This is a genomic window from Sorangium sp. So ce381 (genome assembly GCF_051473845.1).
GTDB lineage: Bacteria > Myxococcota_A > Polyangia > Polyangiales > Polyangiaceae > Sorangium > Sorangium atrum.
In genome coordinates this window covers 6936891-6954866 of the sequence record NZ_CP150336.1, presented here as the reverse complement: position 1 = coordinate 6954866, position 17976 = coordinate 6936891, and the positions used below count along the sequence as shown (strand labels likewise).

Annotated in this window: 16 protein-coding genes; 13 read left to right on the top strand and 3 right to left on the bottom strand. The window is 71.3% G+C overall.

Annotated features, from left to right (window positions below; all coding sequences use genetic code 11):
• Window positions 1-236: 236 nt before the first annotated feature.
• The 7 genes from WMF29_RS25940 to WMF29_RS25910 all read left to right on the top strand — a co-directional run bounded on the left by WMF29_RS25940 (window position 237) and on the right by WMF29_RS25910 (window position 6795).
• A complete protein-coding gene (locus WMF29_RS25940) occupies window positions 237-725 on the top strand; it encodes a hypothetical protein (RefSeq protein WP_437322826.1) in 489 nt (162 codons plus the stop codon).
• A gap of 100 nt (window positions 726-825) precedes the next feature.
• Complete coding sequence (locus tag WMF29_RS25935; protein WP_272093714.1) at window positions 826-1554, top strand: zf-TFIIB domain-containing protein; 729 nt, start codon at window positions 826-828, stop codon at window positions 1552-1554.
• An 87-nt stretch (window positions 1555-1641) separates the two neighbouring features.
• Window positions 1642-2796, top strand: coding sequence for a PAS domain-containing protein (locus tag WMF29_RS25930; RefSeq protein WP_437322825.1), 1155 nt, complete (start codon window positions 1642-1644; stop codon window positions 2794-2796).
• A 106-nt stretch (window positions 2797-2902) separates the two neighbouring features.
• Complete coding sequence (locus WMF29_RS25925; protein ID WP_437322824.1) at window positions 2903-3610, top strand: SDR family NAD(P)-dependent oxidoreductase; 708 nt, start codon at window positions 2903-2905, stop codon at window positions 3608-3610.
• A gap of 104 nt (window positions 3611-3714) precedes the next feature.
• The gene (locus tag WMF29_RS25920; RefSeq protein WP_437322823.1) at window positions 3715-4362 is read left to right on the top strand and encodes a hypothetical protein; all 648 of its coding nucleotides are present in this window, start codon (window positions 3715-3717) and stop codon (window positions 4360-4362) included.
• 358 nt (window positions 4363-4720) lie between these two features.
• The gene (locus WMF29_RS25915) at window positions 4721-5992 is read left to right on the top strand and encodes a pectate lyase family protein (protein WP_437322822.1); all 1272 of its coding nucleotides are present in this window, start codon (window positions 4721-4723) and stop codon (window positions 5990-5992) included.
• Between the two features lie 314 nt (window positions 5993-6306).
• Window positions 6307-6795, top strand: coding sequence for an FHA domain-containing protein (locus WMF29_RS25910; protein ID WP_437322821.1), 489 nt, complete (start codon window positions 6307-6309; stop codon window positions 6793-6795).
• Window positions 6796-6873: 78 nt separating this feature from the next.
• Here the strand turns inward: WMF29_RS25910 and WMF29_RS25905 are convergent, their stop codons facing one another.
• Window positions 6874-7914, bottom strand: coding sequence for a hypothetical protein (locus tag WMF29_RS25905; RefSeq protein WP_437322820.1), 1041 nt, complete (start codon window positions 7912-7914; stop codon window positions 6874-6876).
• 325 nt (window positions 7915-8239) lie between these two features.
• Between WMF29_RS25905 and WMF29_RS25900 the strand changes: the two genes are divergently transcribed.
• On the top strand, window positions 8240-9001 hold the full coding sequence (locus WMF29_RS25900; RefSeq protein WP_437322819.1) for a hypothetical protein: 762 nt from the start codon (window positions 8240-8242) through the stop codon (window positions 8999-9001).
• Window positions 9001-10473 (top strand): hypothetical protein, encoded by a 1473-nt coding sequence (locus WMF29_RS25895; protein ID WP_437322818.1) that lies wholly within the window; start codon window positions 9001-9003, stop codon window positions 10471-10473. The genes WMF29_RS25900 and WMF29_RS25895 overlap by 1 nt, the downstream gene beginning before the upstream one ends.
• Here WMF29_RS25895 and WMF29_RS25890 read toward each other — a convergent pair.
• Window positions 10434-12020 carry a ferritin-like domain-containing protein gene (locus WMF29_RS25890; RefSeq protein ID WP_437322817.1) on the bottom strand — a complete coding sequence of 529 codons (1587 nt, stop codon included), beginning with the start codon at window positions 12018-12020 and terminating at the stop codon, window positions 10434-10436. The two genes, WMF29_RS25895 and WMF29_RS25890, sit on opposite strands and share 40 nt — an antisense overlap.
• Before the next feature lie 101 nt (window positions 12021-12121).
• Here WMF29_RS25890 and WMF29_RS25885 point away from each other — a divergent pair, with 101 nt between their 5' ends.
• Complete coding sequence (locus WMF29_RS25885; RefSeq protein WP_437322816.1) at window positions 12122-13420, top strand: flavin-dependent oxidoreductase; 1299 nt, start codon at window positions 12122-12124, stop codon at window positions 13418-13420.
• 308 nt (window positions 13421-13728) lie between these two features.
• Window positions 13729-14907, top strand: coding sequence for a cytochrome P450 (locus WMF29_RS25880; protein ID WP_437322815.1), 1179 nt, complete (start codon window positions 13729-13731; stop codon window positions 14905-14907).
• Between the two features lie 58 nt (window positions 14908-14965).
• On the opposite strand, the gene WMF29_RS25875 is transcribed toward WMF29_RS25880, so the two are convergent.
• The gene (locus WMF29_RS25875) at window positions 14966-16174 is read right to left on the bottom strand and encodes a hypothetical protein (RefSeq protein WP_437322814.1); all 1209 of its coding nucleotides are present in this window, start codon (window positions 16172-16174) and stop codon (window positions 14966-14968) included.
• 158 nt (window positions 16175-16332) lie between these two features.
• On the opposite strand from WMF29_RS25875, the gene mazG reads away from it, so the two are divergent.
• Together mazG and WMF29_RS25865 are read left to right on the top strand one after the other, a co-directional pair.
• Entirely contained in the window at window positions 16333-17187 is an 855-nt protein-coding gene (gene mazG, locus WMF29_RS25870; protein WP_272093701.1) for a nucleoside triphosphate pyrophosphohydrolase, read from the top strand.
• 326 nt (window positions 17188-17513) lie between these two features.
• Window positions 17514-17909, top strand: a complete 396-nt coding sequence (locus WMF29_RS25865; protein ID WP_437322813.1) for a hypothetical protein — start codon at window positions 17514-17516, stop codon at window positions 17907-17909.
• Window positions 17910-17976: the final 67 nt, after the last annotated feature.

Sequence of the window (17976 nt, the reverse complement as noted above, 5' to 3'; positions counted from 1 at the left end):
TCGTCCCGAGAACCATATCCCTGGTCTGAAGGAGACTCATTCCCGCAGCCCGCGCCCGTCGCGAGGGAACGCAGACACCGCTCGTTCTGGGCCGCTCATCGCTCCACGCACACCCGGACCCACGCCTCTGCGCGGCGGTCCGTTCCGGCCGATCACGCAGTGTTTGCCGGCGCAGCGATGAGCTCGCCATTGCTTTTCAGTGCCGGCGCGCCGCCGGCTCGCTATCCTGTGGTGGGATGGATGTCCTGCTGCAGAACGATCATCTGACGGTCACCCTCGATCAGGAGATGTCGATCGTCCGCAGCACCCGCTCCGAGCTCCCCTATCCGTCTCCCGACGATTTCATCCGGGTCCACTCCGAAGCGCTCAAGGTCTACGAGTCGCTGGATCGCTGGAGCCTCGGCCACCTGATCGACCTCCGCCGGGCGCCCATGAACAACGATCCGGCGTTCGAGGCCGCGACGATGCGCACGCGCAGCATGCTCGTCAGCGAGTTCGCCTGCGTCGCCATCGTCGTGCGGACGGCGGTCGGCGCCCTCCAGGTGAACCGGCTCCTGCGTGAGGAGAACAACGACCATGTCGTCGTGCTTCAGGACGACGACGCCGCCGTGGGAGTTCTCCTCGAGGAGCTCGGAAAGCAGGCGCGCCGGTCCAGCGCGCCGCCGCACAGCCGCCCCCGGAGCTCCCATCCCAATCCCTTCATGCGCCCCGCCAGGCAGCGCTGAGCCCGAGAAGCCCGGCGACGTGAAGGCCGCCCCGGCGCCCGGAGCGAGGGCGCCTGTCGCGGCGCTTCTCGTGAGCGCTCCGGGCGTCTAGACTCCCGTGGTGCGCGCCGATCGCAGCACGTGCCCGAGCTGCGGGCTCCTGATCAACGCGGAGGGGCTCTGTTACCCCGGCTGCCAGCGGCCGCTCGCCACCGTGCGCTGCGGCGGCTGCTACCAGCTGAACCTCCCCGACGCGGAGCGCTGCGACGGCTGCGGGCACGAGCTCGGGTTGGAGCCCATCCCCGAGCCCGACGCGCTCCTCTGCTCCGATTGCGGCGTGCCCTTCTCGGCGTTCCGCGCTGCGGCCGGCCTCCTGCGCGACTGCAGCCGGTGCGGCGGTCAGCTCGTCGACCACGCGCTCCTGCGGGACCTCCTGGAGCGCCGGGAGAGCTATGGGACGAGCGCGCCGAGGCCGCCGCCGCAGCGCCCGGAGCACGTCGACGTCCGCGTGCGCTACGTCCGGTGCCCGGCGTGCGGCCAGCGGATGAACCGCAAGAACTTCGCCGGCAAGAGCGGCATCATCGTCGACATCTGCAGGGAACACGGCACCTGGTTCGACCGGGGCGAGCTCCCGCAGCTCCTCGCCTTCGCCGCGTCGGGCGGCACCGCGAGGGCGCGGCAGCAGCAGATCGAGGAAGAAGCGAGGTCGCGCCGGGAGGCCGAGATCGCCAGGGAGACGGCGCGCCGGGCGAGCGCCGTCGTGGCAGCCTCGTCCTGGGAATCCCGCTGGGAACACCGGCGGGCCGCCGTGGCGGAGCTGCTCGAGCTCTTGTGGCGAATCACCCGCTGAACGTCCGCGCGCGCCGGCCGCGCCGGTGAAGAGATGTCAAGGGGCGTGCAGGACGGACGGGGGCGTCGTATGACGTGCCGCCACGACATGACGTCCCTCGACCAGCGCCTGTCGGCTCTCGATCTGTCCGTCCTGCCGACCTGGGTCTATGACCACGGTCGGCACCGGTTCCCCTGGGCGAACGCGAAGGCCATCGAGTTCTGGCGCGCGACGGATCGCGCCGAGCTGCTCTCCCGCGACCTCTCGGACCTGTCGCCGGCTGTCCGCGCGCGGCTCGACGGCTACCTCCGCGTCCTCGCGGAAGGGGGCACGGTCCTGGAGGACTGGACGCTCTACCCGCGCGGGGCGCCCGCGACGGTGACGCTCCACGGGCAGCCGATCGACCTCGATGACGGGCGGCTCGCGATCCTGTTCCAGGCGCTCCCTCAGGCCGCCAGCGTCGGCGCGTCGATGGTGCGCGGCGTGGAGGCGGTCCGCCACTCGTCGGTGCTGGTCAGCCTCGTCGATCGGGAGGGGAAGGTGCTCTTCCACAACCCCGCGGCCCTTCGGGCCTTCGGCGACGCGCCGACGATCGACGCGGCGTTCCCGGATGAGGGCGTGAGCGCGGCGGTCCGCGGCGCGATCGACGCCGAGGCGCCGTGGGCAGGGGAGGTGCGGGTCGTCACGACCGACGGCGAGCGGTGGCACCAGGTGGAGGCGCGCCCGACGACCGATCCCGTGACCGGCGCGCGCGCGGTGCTCGTGCAGCAGCTCGACGTCACGGCGCAGCGGCGCGCCGAGGGGCAGGTCGAGGAGCAGGGCCGGCTCATCGACCAGCTGAACCGCTCGCTCGCCCTCGTGGAGGAGCAACGGCGGCAGATCCTCAACCTCTCCGCGCCGATCCTCGACGTCGGCCGGGGCACGCTCGCGGTGCCGCTCATCGGGCGCCTGGACGCGGAGCGCGGCAGCGAGCTGGGAGAGCGGCTCCTCCCCGCGATCGTGGCGCATCGGGCGTCCCACGTGGTCCTCGACGTCACCGGCGCGGAGGCGCTCGATCCGGACGGCGCCGCGGCCCTGGAGCGGCTGGCGCACGCGATCCAGCTGCTCGGCTCCAGGCCGATCCTCACCGGCGTCCGCCCGGAGGTCGCGCGCGCGCTCGTCGACGTCGACCTCGGCGAGGATCTGCTCGTCCTGCGCAGCCTCGGCCGCGGCCTGGAGGTCAGCCGGAAGCGCGCGCGTGGAGACGCGCGGCGGCGGGCCTAGGCGCCGGCGCGCGCGGCGCCATCTGGGGCGGCGTCCGGCGGCGCCTGCGCCCGCTGCAGCGCTTTTCGAGCTGCCAGGTCGGACGGCCTCTGCCATAAGGGCCGCCATGACGCTTAACATTCGTGGAAAGTGGGCGCTGGTCACCGGCGCGAGCAGGGGTATCGGAAAGCGGATCGCGCGCGGCCTGGCGGACCTCGGCTGCAACGTCGTCCTGCACAGCCGCGACGCGGCGCACACGCGCGAGCTCGAAGGGGAGCTCGCTGGCAAGGGGATCCGGGTGAGCGCCGTCTCGGGCGAGCTGTCGGATCAGGCGGCGGTCGATCGCATGCTGGACGACGCCATCGCGGCGTCGGGCGGGATCGACCTCCTGTTCAACAACGCCGCCATCATGACGCCGTTCCGCGCGTCGTACCTGCAGACGCCGGCGGACGATTACCGGCTCAGCTTCGAGGTGAACGTCATCAGCCCGATACGGATCACGCACCGGTTGCTGCCGACGATGCTGGAGCGCCGCTTCGGGCGCATCGTCCAGGTGACCTCCGGGATCCAGGATCAGCCCGAGCTGATGGCCTACGCGGCGTCGAAGGCCGCGCTCGACAAGTTCGTGCGCGACATGGCGCCTTCGCTCCGTGGCACGGGCGTGCTGATGAACCTCCTCGACCCGGGGTGGCTGCGGACCGATCTCGGCGGGCCGAAGGCGCCGAACGACGTCGAGTCGGTGCTGCCTGGGGCGCTCGTCCCGGCGCTGCTCGACGGTGAAGTCCACGGGGTGCTCTTCCGCGCGCAGGATTACGCGCGTCCCGCCGCGAGCTGAAGCGCGCGGGGCGTGCTCCTGACGTCCGCGCGCCCCGCGTGAATCGCGCCGGCTCGACAACTTGTGCCGCGCCGGCGGTGCGTGTCTTGCTAGCGTCGTGGGAGATGAACGAGATCTCGGGACCTGGGGCGGACACGAGGCCTCGCGCGGGCCGCAGCGCGGGGGAGGCTCCCACGGCGCTCGCGGCGGCGGCCGTCGCGCGCGCAGCGCGATGGGGGCGCTGGGGGGCGCTCTTGCCGGTGCTGGCCTGCGCGTGCTCGCTGGAGGGGTTGTCTGCCGAGTGGGACGCGTCGCCGGCGCCCACGGGAGGGGGGGGCAGCCTGTCGAGGATCAGGATCGAGGCCGAGGACTGCGAGCTCTCCGGCCGCTTCGAGCGTGTGGACGACCCGCTGGCGAGCGGCGGGACGTACGTGGCTGTCCCCGAGGAGGCGAATTGCGAGAGCGACCGGGTCGACTGCTCGTTCGAGATCGGCGAGTCAGGCACGTACCAGATCAGGGCCAGGGTCGCCACGGGGCCCGACGAGAGCACGGACAACTCGTTCCTGGTCCGCGTGGACCATGAGCCGGAGCTCGGGACCAGGTACGATTTCAACGGGACCGAGTTCCACGAAGATTACGTTCACGACTCGAAGGACGCGACAGGGCTGCTGCTCAAGTTCGCGCTCGGGCCCGGGATGCACATCGTCTCGTTCGGGTGCCGCGAGGACGCGGCCAGGCTCGACTGGGTCGAGCTCGTTCGAATCGGCCCCTGATCCCCGGGAGGAGCCGCGGCGCCGAGCCCGGGGCCACGCCGCGGCGCTCGATATCGCGGGCCTCGGACATCGTCAGGGCTGATGACGCGGTGTCGCACGTGTCCACCGTGTCAACCCGTGGTTGACAGCCTCGGTTGTGACGCCGCCCCGGAACCTCCGGAGGAGAGGCGCGGCGCTGCAGAGATCCCTGCGGGAAATGCGGTGGAACCGTGCGATCGAGACAGGGCCGGTTCGTCCTGAACTGATGGCATGTCCGTTGCTGTGGAGCTCCAGCGAACGGCTTGTGTGCTGTCCGGCGTCTCCGCCCGCGTCGCGCGAGCTGCTTGGCCTTGGCTCATCACGGAAAGGTGACTTGCTCATGAAGTGCGAATCTCGAGTCGCTTGGGCTGCGCTGATCGCGCTCGGCGTTTCGGTGGTCGGGTGCGGCTCGGAGACGTCAGAGCCGGAAGACGATGCGGGTCAGCCGACGAGCAGCGGGAGCGCAGGCTCCACGGCGAGCGTCGGCGCCGCCGGCACCGGCGGGACCGGCGCTGGCAGCGCCAGCGGCGGGACCGGGGGCTCCGGCAGCGGCGAGGGCGGCGCCGGCAGCGGCGAGGGCGGCGCCGGCAGCGGTGAGGGCGGCGCCGGCAGCGGTGAGGGCGGCTCGGATGAAGGCACCGGAAGCTCCAGCAGCGGTGAGGGCGGCTCCGGCAGCGGCGCCGGCGGCGGCGACCCCGGCGCCGTCGACTTCAGGCTCTACGGCTATGCCACGACCGGCGACGGCACCACCGGCGGCAAGGGCGGACAGGTCGTCTCCGTGAGCTCGCTCGACGCCCTGAGGAGGGAGGCCGCGAGGGACGGCGCCGTGATCATCCAGATCACCGGCAAGATCAGCGGCAGCGGCGACGACGTGGACGTCACCTCCGACAAGACCCTCGTGGGGGTCGGGTCGAGCGGAGAGCTGGAGGGGATCGGGCTCAATCTAAGGAGATCCTCCAACATCATCGTCCGCAACCTGAAGATCCACCACGTGCTGGCCAGCAGCGGCAACGGCGACGGCATCCACATGGACGAGAGCCACAACGTCTGGATCGACCACTGCGAGCTCTGGGCCGAGTCTCCCGCCGTGAACTCCGACAAGGACAAGTACGACGGCCTCATCGACGCGACCCACGAGTCCTCGAACATCACGATCTCATGGAGCTACCTGCACGACCACTGGAAGGGCATGCTGGTCGGCTCGTCGGACAAGGACGACAGCGACCGCCGCATCACCTTCCATCACAACCGCTTCCGCAACGTGAACTCCCGCGTCCCGAGCTACCGCGGCGGCAACGGGCACATCTTCAACAACTACTTCGAGGACGTCCCCACGTCGGGGGTGAACTCGCGGGTCGGCGCCTGCCTGAGGGTGGAGGGCAATCACTTCTACAAGGTGAAGAACCCCATCACCACCCTGGACAGCCCGGCCGGCGGTACGCACCGCATCGACAACCTGTTCGAGGAGACCACCGGGACGCAGGCGTCGGGTGAAGACTGCTCCTGGACCGCGCCGTACGAGTACCCGCTCGACCGCGCGGCCGCCGTGAAGGCCCTCGTCCTGCAGCACGCGGGCGTCGGCAAGACGGATCCGCTGGCGAACCTGCCCTGAAGCCCCGCTGCCGGCGCGCCCCTCGTCCCGCGCGTCTCGGCGGCCGGCGCCGCGCGCGGAGCTGCCCGCGCGGGAGCCGAGTATGGCGAGCGCCGACGATGTAGTCAGCTCAGCGCCGTAGGTCGTCTCGACCGTGTCTCGTGGCGTCCGGTGATTCCGTCGCCTCCTGATGTATAAGGGCCTATCAGGCCCCGCCGGAGTGGGCGATCGCCGCTCGGGGAGCTCGGCTCTCTCGAACGGCCCGGAACCTGGGGGAAGATCTCGTCATGTTGACCTTCGCGGCGCTTTGTGCTCAGACCCGGGCGATTTCACGGATGGCGTTCGATCGGAAGTACCCGCACGCCTGGCTGCTCCGGGAGCTCGGCCCCGATGACCAGCCCCCTCCGTCGTTCAAGACCCTCGTCGCCGGGACCGCGCCTGGCATGAGCGGCCAGCCGACCACGTCCCGGCACCGGATCTCGTCAGGGATGATCGCCACGTCGCACGGCTGCGAGCTCCTGCCGGTGGCGAAGCGCCCCGAGAGCCCCTGGCAGGATCGCATCCTCATCGGGCGGGCGCTGAACAGCGATATCGTGCTCCGCGACGCGTCCGTCTCGAAGGTCCACGCCCACATCTCGGTGCTGGTCGCGGACACCCCGATGCTCCACGCGAGAAAGAGCACCAACGGGACCTTCCTGAACGACCGGCTCCTTGCGCCGTCCGGGGACGGCGTGCCCCTCCGCAGCGGCGACATGATCCAGCTCGGCAACGTCGTCTGCGAGTTCATCGTGAACGCCGATCTCTACCGGCTCGCCGCTCGCTGAGGACGCGGCTTCGCCGCTGCTCCGCTCGCTCGTCGGATCGCCCGAGCCTCGACAGATTGCCGGCGCCTGCCGCCGGGATCAGCTCCGCTCCGGGTGGGGCGCGCGGAAGAGCACCTCCACGGGGCCCGCGTGCGTCTCCACGACGTAGCTCGCGTCCACCGGGGCGCCGCCGCGGAACGCCTTCGTGATCTCCTTGCGCCGCTTCATCAGCTCGACAAGGCCGAGCGCGAGCGCCTCGGAGGCGGTGAGCTCCTTCGGCGTCGGCTTGCGGCCGATGAGGTCCTCGTCGACCATCGCGAGCGTGGGGTAGGCGTCCGGATCGGCCAGCTCCCAGCGCTGCTCGGCGACCTCGGCGCGCAGCGCGGGGTGCAGGTCGCTCGCGCGATCGAAGCTCAGCGAGAAGAAGCTCGCCGGAAGCGACGCGGGCGGCGCGTCCGGCAGCTTGGCGGTCTCGGCCAGGTAGAGCTCGAACCCGCGCGCGCTCTCGAACAGGAGGACGCCGTGGCTCTGGCCAGCCTGCCCGACGACGCACAGTGCGAGATCGCGCGCGCCGAGCGACGGGATCGACAGCGCCATGATGTCGGCGTCGCTGGGCACCGCCTTCCAGGGCGTCGCGCGGTAGAGCGCGGCCGCCGCGCGGAAGAACGAGGCCATCGCCGGCGCCTCGATGCCGCCCCCGAGGAAGCTCGGCGTCAGGCGGCCGTCCCGCGCGCCGAGGTGGGCCTCCAGGTCCTCGGCCACGACGTCGATCTCGGGCGTCGGCGCGACGCGGACCTCGACCTCCGGGCCGAGCCGCGCCCGCAGGGCCTCCGCGAGCGCCGGCGAGGCCACGCGCACGCGCTCGGGCTGGCGCGGCTTGCCCTCCAGGGGATCCCTGGCGGCGGCCTCGAAGCTGTCGACCGCGCCCGTCACGACGTCGCCGGGGCGCAGCGCGGCGCAGCTCAGGACGAAGCCTCGCTCGGTCATCCAGACGACCGCCTCGGGGCGGTACGCGTCGTCGCCCTCGTGCACGAACGCGCGCAGGGAGAAGAAGCCGCCGATCCACTCCTCGTCCCTGCGAGGGAGCGAGCGCGCGCTCTTCTTGGACCGCTTCTTCTTGGGGGCTGGCACGGAGGGCATCAGGGCACCTGTTCGCGAGGGCGCTCCAGCCGGTACGCTCGACGACCTGGGGAGCGAGGGGCGAGACCGGAACCGAGAGAAACCGAGGGGAACCGCGAGCGGAACGCTAGCGCAAAGGCCGCGTGCGTCGAAGCGGGAACACGGCGCAACGGGCGCGACGGGCGCGACGGGCGCAGCGGGCGGCAACATGGGCGCAAGGGAGTGGCGTCGTGGCTGGCGCGGGGGTCTTTCGTCTGGCGCTCGTCGCGGTGCCCTGTTATCGGTCGTCGTGGTCCAGCGCGGGGACCTGAAGCAGGTGTCGCTCGCTGACCTTCCAGGGGACTCGATGCCTGAAGCGATCAGCAGAGGCTCCCGGCGCTCCGCAAAGGGTGTGGGGCGCGCGGGGCGAAGGGGGCTCGGTCGCCCCGCGCTCTGGCTCCTCGTGACGCTGGCCGCCTGGGCGCAGGCGGGCGCGGCCCAGGCCGAGCCGACCGCCGCAGCGCGCGCGCAGGCCGAGGGGTCGCCCGCGAAAGGGGCCGGCGCGGCCCGCCCTGTCGAGCCGGGGAAGCACGAGGTCATCGCGGCCGCGCCCGGGCGGTACGCGCGCGCGCGGGAGGTCGAGGCGACGCGGCCGGGAGAGGGCGTCGAGGTCCCCGGGAGGGCGCTCGCGCCCAGCGCAGCAGCGCAGGATCCCGCGCCTTCCGCCGGCGACATCGAGCTGCGCAGGCCGACGCCCTACGGCGCAAGGCCGGATCCGATCCACCGGAGCCTGATGTGGGTGACGGGCGGGCTCACGCTGGCGGGCATCGCGCTCGGAAGCACCTTCGGTGGCCTGGCGATCGCCACGTGGGACAAGGTCGATGAGGAGGCGAAGACGGCGTGCGCGAATCCGAGGCGCTACCGGGACTGCGCGCAGCCGGTGCCCGATCTGGCCAGCAAGGCGATGTCGTATGCGACCGTGTCCGATTTCTCCTTCATCGCCGCGAGCGTGGCGCTCGCCGGCACGGCCGTCCTCTGGCTGACGCTGCCCTCGGACGGGCCGCGCGCGGCCGCCGGCGTCCAGCTCGCTCCGGGCGTCGTCGGTGGCTCCGTCGTCGGGGTGTTCTGATGACGATGAGGCTCGAACGGCGCGCCCGGCTGTGGCTGGCGAGCTCTCTCCTGGCGGCGAGCAGCGCGGGATGCGCGGAGATCGTCGGCATTCAGCTCATCGACGAGCAGGGCGTCGGGGGCGGCTCGTTCAGCGAGCCCGGCTATACGTGCCAGTGGGCGATGTCCTTCGGTGACGCCGAGGCCACGCTCGGCGGGATCGCGGCCGACGAGGACGGCACCCTGTGGCTGGCGGGCGGCTTCAAGGGGGATCTCACCGTCGCCGGCGGCGCGCCGCTCACGGCGGGAGGCGCCGGCAAGGACGTCTTCGTGGCGCACCTCGCGCGGGACGGGAACCACATGTGGAGCGGGCGCTTCGGGAACGCGGAGAACGACACCGCGACCCACGTCCATCAGGCGACCGCGATCACGCTGGGCGGCGGCAGCGTCTACGTGGCGGGCGGCTTCACGGGCAGCCTGTCGTTCGGCGCGGACTGCGGGCTGCCCGAGGGCGCCGGCGACGGCGACGCGTTCGTGGCGCGGCTCGACACGAGCGATCCCGACGGGGTCGCTGTGTGCGTGACGCACGGGTCCAGCGGGCTTGACGAGGCGAGGGCGGTCGCGGCGGAGGGCGACCGCGTCTTCGTCCTGACGTCGCTCCAGGGCGGGTCGGACATCGGGTTCTCCAGCTACGATGGACAGACCCTCTTGAACCCGTGCAGCGGCGTCTTTACGGGCCGTGAGGGAGCGCGTTACTGGCCTCGCGACCTCCGTGTGGCCTCCGGCGACGCCTTCGTGGCCTCCGATTTCGAGGGACGGGTGAACGTGGGCTTCCCTGGCTTCGAGAGCGCGCTGCCGCCCGGCGGCGCGGCCTCGGACGGGATCGACGCTTTCCTGGCGTCGTTTCCGGCGTCGTGGATCTGCGATGGATGGAGCGCCGAGGGGGCGGACGTCTGGTATCGACACTACTCCGCCCTCCGCGGCGATCAGCGCACCAGCGCCGTGGCGTTGCACGAGGCCGGCGTCGTCCTGACCGGCTCATTCGAGGGGCAGATCGATCTCACCGGAGCGATCGCCTCGACCGGAGAGGACGGCTTCGCCGCACACCTCGACCGGAACGGCGTCGCCACGTGGGCCAAGCAGCTCGGGGGCAGCGGGGCTCAATCGGCGCAGGTCGTCGGGGTCGACGAGCTCGGAAAGCTCGTCGTGGCCGGGCAGTTCGAGCAGCAGATGAAGATCGATGACGTCGAGATCGGCGGGGAGGCCGGCGAGGGAGACGCCTTCCTCGCGCGGCTCCGGGCCACGGACGGCGAGGTCGAGTGGCTGGGCGCGCTCGGCGGCCCTGCGCTCCAGCGGATCCTGGCGCTCGCCGTCTCCGGAACGGACGTGTTCCTCGCGGGCACGTCCGGCGCCGACTTCGCGCTCCTGAACTGCCCTGTCGAGGCCGCGGACGGTCAGCTGTTCGTCGCCAAGCTGTCGGTCTCCTCGCTCTGACGGCCGTGCGGCGGGCGCGGGCGGCTGCGCTCGATGCCGTCGCCGCCGCGCGAGAGCAGCGCCCGCGCGCACGGAGCGATGACCTGAGCGAGCGCGCGCTCCCGGACCGCGCGCCGGTGCTGCGGGGAGAGCACGCCGAAGCCGAGCAGCGGGCCGCTGTGGCTCGCCTCGCTCGGGGCGGGGAGCTCGGAGGAAGCCGTGGCGAGCTCGTCGACGACGGCGCTCGCCAGGGAGGGATCGCGGTCGAGGGCCCAGGCCGTGAACCGGAAGGCGAGCTCGGCGTGCCGCGTCTCGTCCTCGGCGATCTTCTCGAGCGCGCGCCGGACCGCGGGATCGGTCGCGTGGAGGGCGGCCTCTGCCGCCTCGATGGCGGCGATGGTCTCGCCGATGCACCCCTCGCGGAGGGTCGTCACGAGGATCTCGCGGGCGCCATCGTTGCCGAGGGCGCCGTCGATGGCGAGGGGCCCCGGGCCGACGCCGCGGCCGGCGAACGCGCTGGCCAGCTCGAAGCACGCGCGCGCGTGGTCGGCCTCGTCGCCCATGGCCGCCTGCGCGGCGCCGACGAGCTCCGGCGGCGCGCCGAGCGACAGGAGCTGCAGCGCGAAGCGCGCGAACGCGGCGATGGACGCGTGCTCGAGGAGGGCGGCGCGGGTCCAGTGCTCGGCGAGGGCCGCCCGTTGCTCGGAGGACAGCTCCTCCAGGCGAGGCGGCGCGTCCGGAGCTGTGGTCCGCCAGTCGTCACGCGCGGCGGGCTGTGCGGTGCGCACGACGCCTTCCACGAGGAACGGCCTGCCGATCACGCAGTTCTGCTCGGTGCAGGCGTGCCGCAGGGCCTCCAGGGAGCATTGCGTGTCCCCTGAGCAGTCCTGGTCGCTCGCGCACTCGTCGGCGGGCGTCTGGCACGCGAAGGCGGTCCCGCCGCATCCGGGGTGCAGGACGTAGCTGGAGCAGAGCAACAGTCCACAGTCCTGGTCGCTGGTGCACCGCGAGGGCACGCACCGCCCGACCGGATCGCCGCACAGGCAGATCTGCGCCTCGCCGCAGTCGGCGTCGGTCGTGCATCCGTACTGGCAGAAGCACCCTGGCGCCACCTCGCCTCCGGTCATGACGTCGCAGTACCCGTGGGGCTGCTCGGTGCAGTCGGCGTCGGATTTGCAGTTCCCCGTCGCGCCGCTCGGGTCCGCGCAGGCCTTGGCGCGCGGGAGCGGGCTCGGACAGGTGACGACCTCCGCGCGGTGGATCCAGCCGCCGGCGCAGCGCACGTACCCGGTGTTCTGGTCCGCGACGACGATGGGCTCCGGATCGTCGCAAGCGAACGGAAACCCCTCCGGTGGCAGGCCTCCTGTGCTGCTGGAGGTGCCTTCACCCGAGCTGCTGGCGGTGTCTTCGCCTGTGGCGCTGGAGGTGCCTTCACCTGAGCTGCTGGAGGTGCCTCCGCCCGAGCCTTCACCGGGCGTGACGGTTCCACCGCAGCTCAGCGCAGGCGCGATCGCCAGCACCGACAGCAGCCTCGCACCCCAAGAGTCCATCGAGACGAGCAATCGCATGGTATGTCCCTCTTTCGAGGATCTTACCCGGGTTCGGCGCCGCGGTGGCGGGCGCCATGCGCGCCGTTGCCGCGTCCGGCGCGCCGTGCGAGCGTCGCGCGATGCGGGTGTTGATCGCGGGCGGCGGCATCGGCGGGCTGACGGCGGCCCTGAGCCTGCACGCGGCCGGCATCGATGCGTGCGTCGTGGAGGCCGCGCGAGAGATCAGGCCGCTCGGTGTCGGCATCAACCTCCTCCCTCACGCCGTGCGAGAGCTGACGGAGCTTGGCCTCGCTGATGCGCTGCTGGCGACAGGGATCCCGACCGCCGAGGTCGTGCACCACGATCGGTTCGGGGGCCGGATCTGGGGCCAGCCGCGAGGGATCTCCGCCGGGTATCGCTGGCCACAGGTGTCGATCCACCGCGGTGAGCTCCAGTTGATGCTGCTCGCGGCGGTGCAGCGGCGCCTGGGGGCCTCCAGCGTGCGCGTCGGGTCGGCGGTGGAGGGGTTCGAGCAGACGCCATCCGAGGTGCAGGTCACGGTGCGGGATCGGCGGACCGGTGAGCGCGACGTGGTCCCTGCGGACGTGCTCGTCGGGGCCGACGGCATCCACTCCGTGGTTCGCGCGCAGCTCCACCCGGCGGAGGGGCCGCCCCGGTGGAACGGGATCCACATGTGGCGTGGCGTGACCGAGGGCGAGCCCTTCCTCTCGGGGCGCACCATGATCATGGCCGGCAGCAACGTTGCCGCCAAGTTCGTCGCTTACCCGATCTCCCGCCGCGCGGAGCTCCGCGGGCGGGCGGCGATCAACTGGGTGGCGGAGGTGCGGCTGCACGAGGGGGCGGCGGTCGCGCCGGGGAGCTGGAACCGGCGAGGACGCGTGGAGGACGTGCTGCCCCACTTCGCGGCGTGGCGCTTCTCCTGGCTCGACATTCCGGCGCTCATCGCCGCGGCGCCCGTCATCTTCGAGTATCCCATGATCGATCGCGATCCGCTGCCGTCGTGGGGCGCTGGCCGGGTCACCCTGCTCGGCGACGCGGCACACCCCATGTACCCTGTCGGTTCCAACGGCGCCTCCCAGGCGATCCTCGACGCTCGCGTGCTGGCCTGGCACCTCGCCCAGACGAGCACCCCCGAAGAGGCGCTCGCCGCCTATGATGCCGCGCGCCGTCCGCCGACGAGCTCCCTCGTCCTCGCGAACCGTGCGATGGGCGCCGACCGGGTCCTCTCGATGGTGGAGCAGCGAGCGCCGGCGGGCTTCACCCGGATCGAGGACGTGCTGAGCGGGGAAGAGCTGGAGGAGATGGGCCGCAGCTACGCGAAGATGATTGGAACCGACGTCGAGGAGCTCAACGCCCGGCCGTCATGGAGCGCGCGCTTTCTCGAAGCAGGCGATGGAATCCATCCATCATCTCGGTGATCGGCGCGACGAACGGCGGGCTTCGCTGCCGCCATCGGGGAACGGCGCCTCCGGTCCGCGACACTCGCCGCCTTCATCCCGGGTCGAGCAGAGCTCCCGAGTCGAGCAGCTTTTCGACGTCGCCAGGGATTCGACGAATCACCATGGACGGATCTCGGCTCGTCCGGGGGCCTCACCCACAGTGCCCGCGCTCGAAGCCAACGTGGGAGGAGCGTCCGCAATACCGGCTCTTCCCCACCTACGTCCCAGTCGAGGTCACGGCAAAGCGGCTTGATTCGCGTTTCGATATGGAATACTAATTTTTATGTATGCTGCCTCGTAAGAATCTATTTTCTTTCACCTCGAAAGACCCTTCGGCGTTCGCGATCCACCTCGCCGCTGCGGCGAGGGAGCACTCCGTCTATTTCGACGAGGGACTCGGCGTGCCAGTCGTACTCCGCGGCGCCGACGTGACCGCGGTGCTGCGCGACAGCGAGACCTTCAGCACCCGGGCCTACGACAACGGGATCATGAAAGGGACGCTCGTGACGCTCGGCGGTGAGTCGCACACACGCATGCGGCGGCTCTTCAACGCGGTCCTCTCCCCACGCGTGATCTCCCGCTACGAGGAGGCGATCGTGACCCCGGTGGCGCGCAGGGTCGTGGAGCGGCTCGCGCGGAAGGAGCGGGCGGATCTCTTTGATGATTTTGCGATGTCGATGCCCATGGGCGTGACGAGCGCCCTCTTCGGGCTCCCGGAGGAGCGGATCGCCGAGAACGACGTGCTGATCCGCAAGATGATCCGCAGCGTCGTGATGCCGCAGGATCCCGTCGTCATGGCCGAGGGGCGGAGCGCCCACACCGCGATGGAGGCGCAGCTCCGGGAGATCGCTGAGCGCGAGGTGGCGCACCCGAGCGATACGCTGCTCGGCGAGATCGCGCGGGCGATCGTCGCGGAGGGGCTGGGCGGTGTGGAGGCGTGCGAGGGGGTCGTGCTCACGTTGATCCTCGCCAGCTACGAGACGACCAGCTGGATGCTGGCCAACCTGCTCGTGGCGCTGCTCGCCCACCCCGAGTCGATGAACCAGCTGCGTCAGCAACCTTCGCTCCTGCCGCAGGCCATCGAGGAGTCGACCCGCTGGTGCAGCAGCGTGGCGGGCATCGTGCGGTTCGTCGAGCGTGAGGCGACGATCGGCGGCGAAACGCTGGATGCGGGGACGATCCTCTACCTGTCGCTGATGGCTCGCCATTACGACGAGGAGATCTACCCCCGCCCGGAGATCTTCGACATCCATCGACGACCCGTGGGAATGCTGAACTTCGGCGGCGGTCTGCACTACTGTGTCGGGGCGCCGCTCGCGCGGATGGAGGCGAGGATCGGCGTGTCGCTCCTGCTCGAGCGGTTTCCGGCGCTCCGGGCCGATCCGACCCTGCGGCCGACGTTCTCGACTGCGCCGCGCGGCGCGGCCGCGTTCGGACCCGACCAGATTCCGGCGTTGCTCGTGTAATTTTCGCGACCCCGCGCGGCGCGCGCGACCCGAGCCAGCCACAGCGGTGCGGATGCGATCAACCCGGGTCGCGCGTCTGACCTGTTCCGGCGGTGAGCCCAGCGAAGGCCGCCGCGAAGCGGCGCCGGAGATCTGTGTCCACGACCAGTTTGTCGCGCAGCGTTCGGGACAGCTCGACATGATAGAACGGCGCGCCCATCTGGCGCGACCAGCGTGCTTGCACGTTCGTGGCACCGCCCAGCCTGTCGATCTCCGTGGGGTAGGCGAGGACCTTTCCCTCGTTGATGATCGCCCGTAGAGGCGTGAGCAGCCGCTCCAGCGCGGCGCCATGCCCTACCGCGCTGGCGATGACGGCGGCGTTCGGAGCCGAGCGGTCTTGAAAGCCGTGCAGCTGCACCGTGGGCGTGCCGGGGAAGGTCTGGAGCAGCGCCCGGTGCACCGAAAGGAAGAACGAGCGCTCGGCGTGGGCGACGTCTGCGAAGGCGAGCGACGCAATCAGCCGCTCTCGGGAAGCACGGTCCTCTCCACGAGCGCTGCCGCCAATGCCCTGGGAGCCGTCCTGCGTGGGTTTGCCGTCACCGCCGTCCTTGCCACCTGCGCCTTCGAAGCTCTCGTCATCCTCCGCGGTGTGACCCGGGCCGCGCCCGCCCCCGACAGCGGTACCCAGGTCTGCGCGCCCGCCGTCTGCGCCCTCATCGTCCACGCTGGCGTTGCGTGGGTTGGGACGCCCGCCGTACCGGTGCGACGTATTCACGATCAGCGCGCGCGCCCGTTGCGCCTCGAAGATCGCCAGCGCGACGGGCAGCGTCCCTCGATCGAAGAACGTGTGCGGCGCCTCGACGATCAGCGGCATGGCCGGTCCTACGCGCAGCACGACGGCGGCTGCCCCGCGGCGGCGCGTGCCGTCCTCGGAGAGCACCCAGAGGTCGCGCCCGGGGACGGCCCGCAGCGCGAACCCCGGTGGTGCAGCCGGAGGCGGCCGCCTGTTCTGCGCGGCGAGCCCTGCCGCCGCGATCCATGCGGCGTAGGTCACCTCCTCCGCGCCGTCCGGCGGCTCCGCGACGAGGTTGCGCCCGCCCTTGCGCAGCGGGGCGATCTCCTCGTCCAGGGCGTCCTGCTCGCCGCTGTTGTCCAGGGCCGCGGTCACGGGGTCCTCGGCAGCTGCTCCCGGGCTCGGCGCCGCGCCCGGCGCGCTCCCGATGCTCCGACACACCCCCTGCGAGCAGCCGGCGATCGCGAACAGCACCACATAGCCTGCGCTCCTCATGGTCATCCTCGTCGTCGGAGCCTCGATGCCCTCCGTATTTTTCTCATGCTACGGCCTTGGAAGCCAGGATGACGCTCCGCGATAGCGCGCCCTGCATCATCTCCTCTTCCTCATGCTCATGCTTCCGGAGCGGGGGTGGTTTGCGCTAGTAGCACGGCATGCCTCGTTCCTTCGAGCCCGTGGAGGCTCCGCCGCTCCCCGAGCAGGCCGGTCGTACGTTTCCGCGCATGGTCGAGCTGATGCAGCGGCTCCTCGCGCCCGACGGATGTCCTTGGGATCGCGAGCAGAGCTTCGCGACGCTCCGGCGCTACGTGCTCGAGGAGGCGTGCGAGGTCATCGACGCCATCGACGGCGGCGACCGCAAGGAGCTGTGCGCCGAGCTCGGCGATCTCTTGCTCCAGGTCGTCTTCCAGGCCGAGCTCGCCCGGGCCGAGGGGGCGTTCGGGCCGGACGACGTGATCGCAGCGATCTGCGAGAAGCTCGTGCGGCGCCACCCGCACGTGTTCGCGGACGAGAGCGCCGAGAACGCCGACGAGGTGCTCCAGAACTGGGAGCGCATCAAGGCGGCCGAGCGGGCGAGCCAGGGCAAGGACCGCGGCGTGCTCGGCGGCGTTCCCCGCAGCCTGCCGGCGCTGACCCGGGCGCAGCGGGTAGGCGAGAAGGTCGCGCGCGTGGGCTTCGATTGGCCGGACGCGCGGGGCTCGCGCGCGAAGGTGGACGAGGAGATCGGAGAGCTCGATAGGGCCCTCGATAGCGGCGATCCCGCCGCGATCGAGGAGGAGCTCGGCGACGTGCTCTTCGCGCTCGGAAACCTGGCGCGCCACGCCGGCGTCGACGCGGAGGGGGCGCTGCGCCGGACGATCGACAAGTTCACCCGGCGCTTCGAGCATGTCGAGCGGCGGGTCGTCGAGCGGCACGGGGGCTGGCCCGTCAAGGCGTCGCGCGACACCCTCACGCTGGAGGAGCTCGACGGCTACTGGGACGAGGCCAAGCGCGGCGAGCGGCGGACCTGACCGCGGCGCGAAGCAGAGACCCCGGATCGGACGTCCTCAGCAAGCGGTCGACCCCGGGCGAGCGGCGCGCTCCGACGGCGTCGAGCTCGGCGTGACGACTCCTCCGCTGGCTGGCCTTCGGAGCGTCAAGTAGGCGCCATCGCGTCAAAAGGCGACCTACCCATGACGAAAGTCACGGCAGATGTCGCTGTTTCCTGCGTCAATCTGTCGTTTTGTGGCACTGCCCTCCGAAAGGGTCGTCAGCTCTCCCGTCCCATCAGGCGCGTACTCGAGGTTTTTGCGCCTTTCACGAGGCGGCCCCCGGCTTGCTACATGCCCGGGCAGCCATGGCAAACCGCCCCTCCGCCGGGTCGCTCCACGTCGCCGTCGTCGCGGACAATCCCGAGACGATCGACGCGCTTCATGCCTACTTCAGCCAGGCCGGGATTGCGTCGAACGGCACGAGGACATTGAACGACGCGGACAGGATGGTGCCCGCGACCACCGCTCTGGTCCTGTTTCCCGACGACTTCGATCCCGGCGACATCGTGACGTTCATCACGTCGCTGCGGAGCGCGCGACCGAAGCTCCTCGTCCTCCTCGTGACGGGCACACCACAGTCCTTTCGCTCCGCGCTGGGACCGGACGGCCACTCCTTGCCACCCATGGTGCTGCCGAAGCCGGCGTTTGGCTGGAACATCCTCGACGCTCTTCGTGCCCACGCTCATTCGAGGTCCACATGACCGCTTCAACAAGCCGCCGGAACTCATCTCCTTCTGGCGCAGCGCGACGCGCCATCAGACGTCGCGG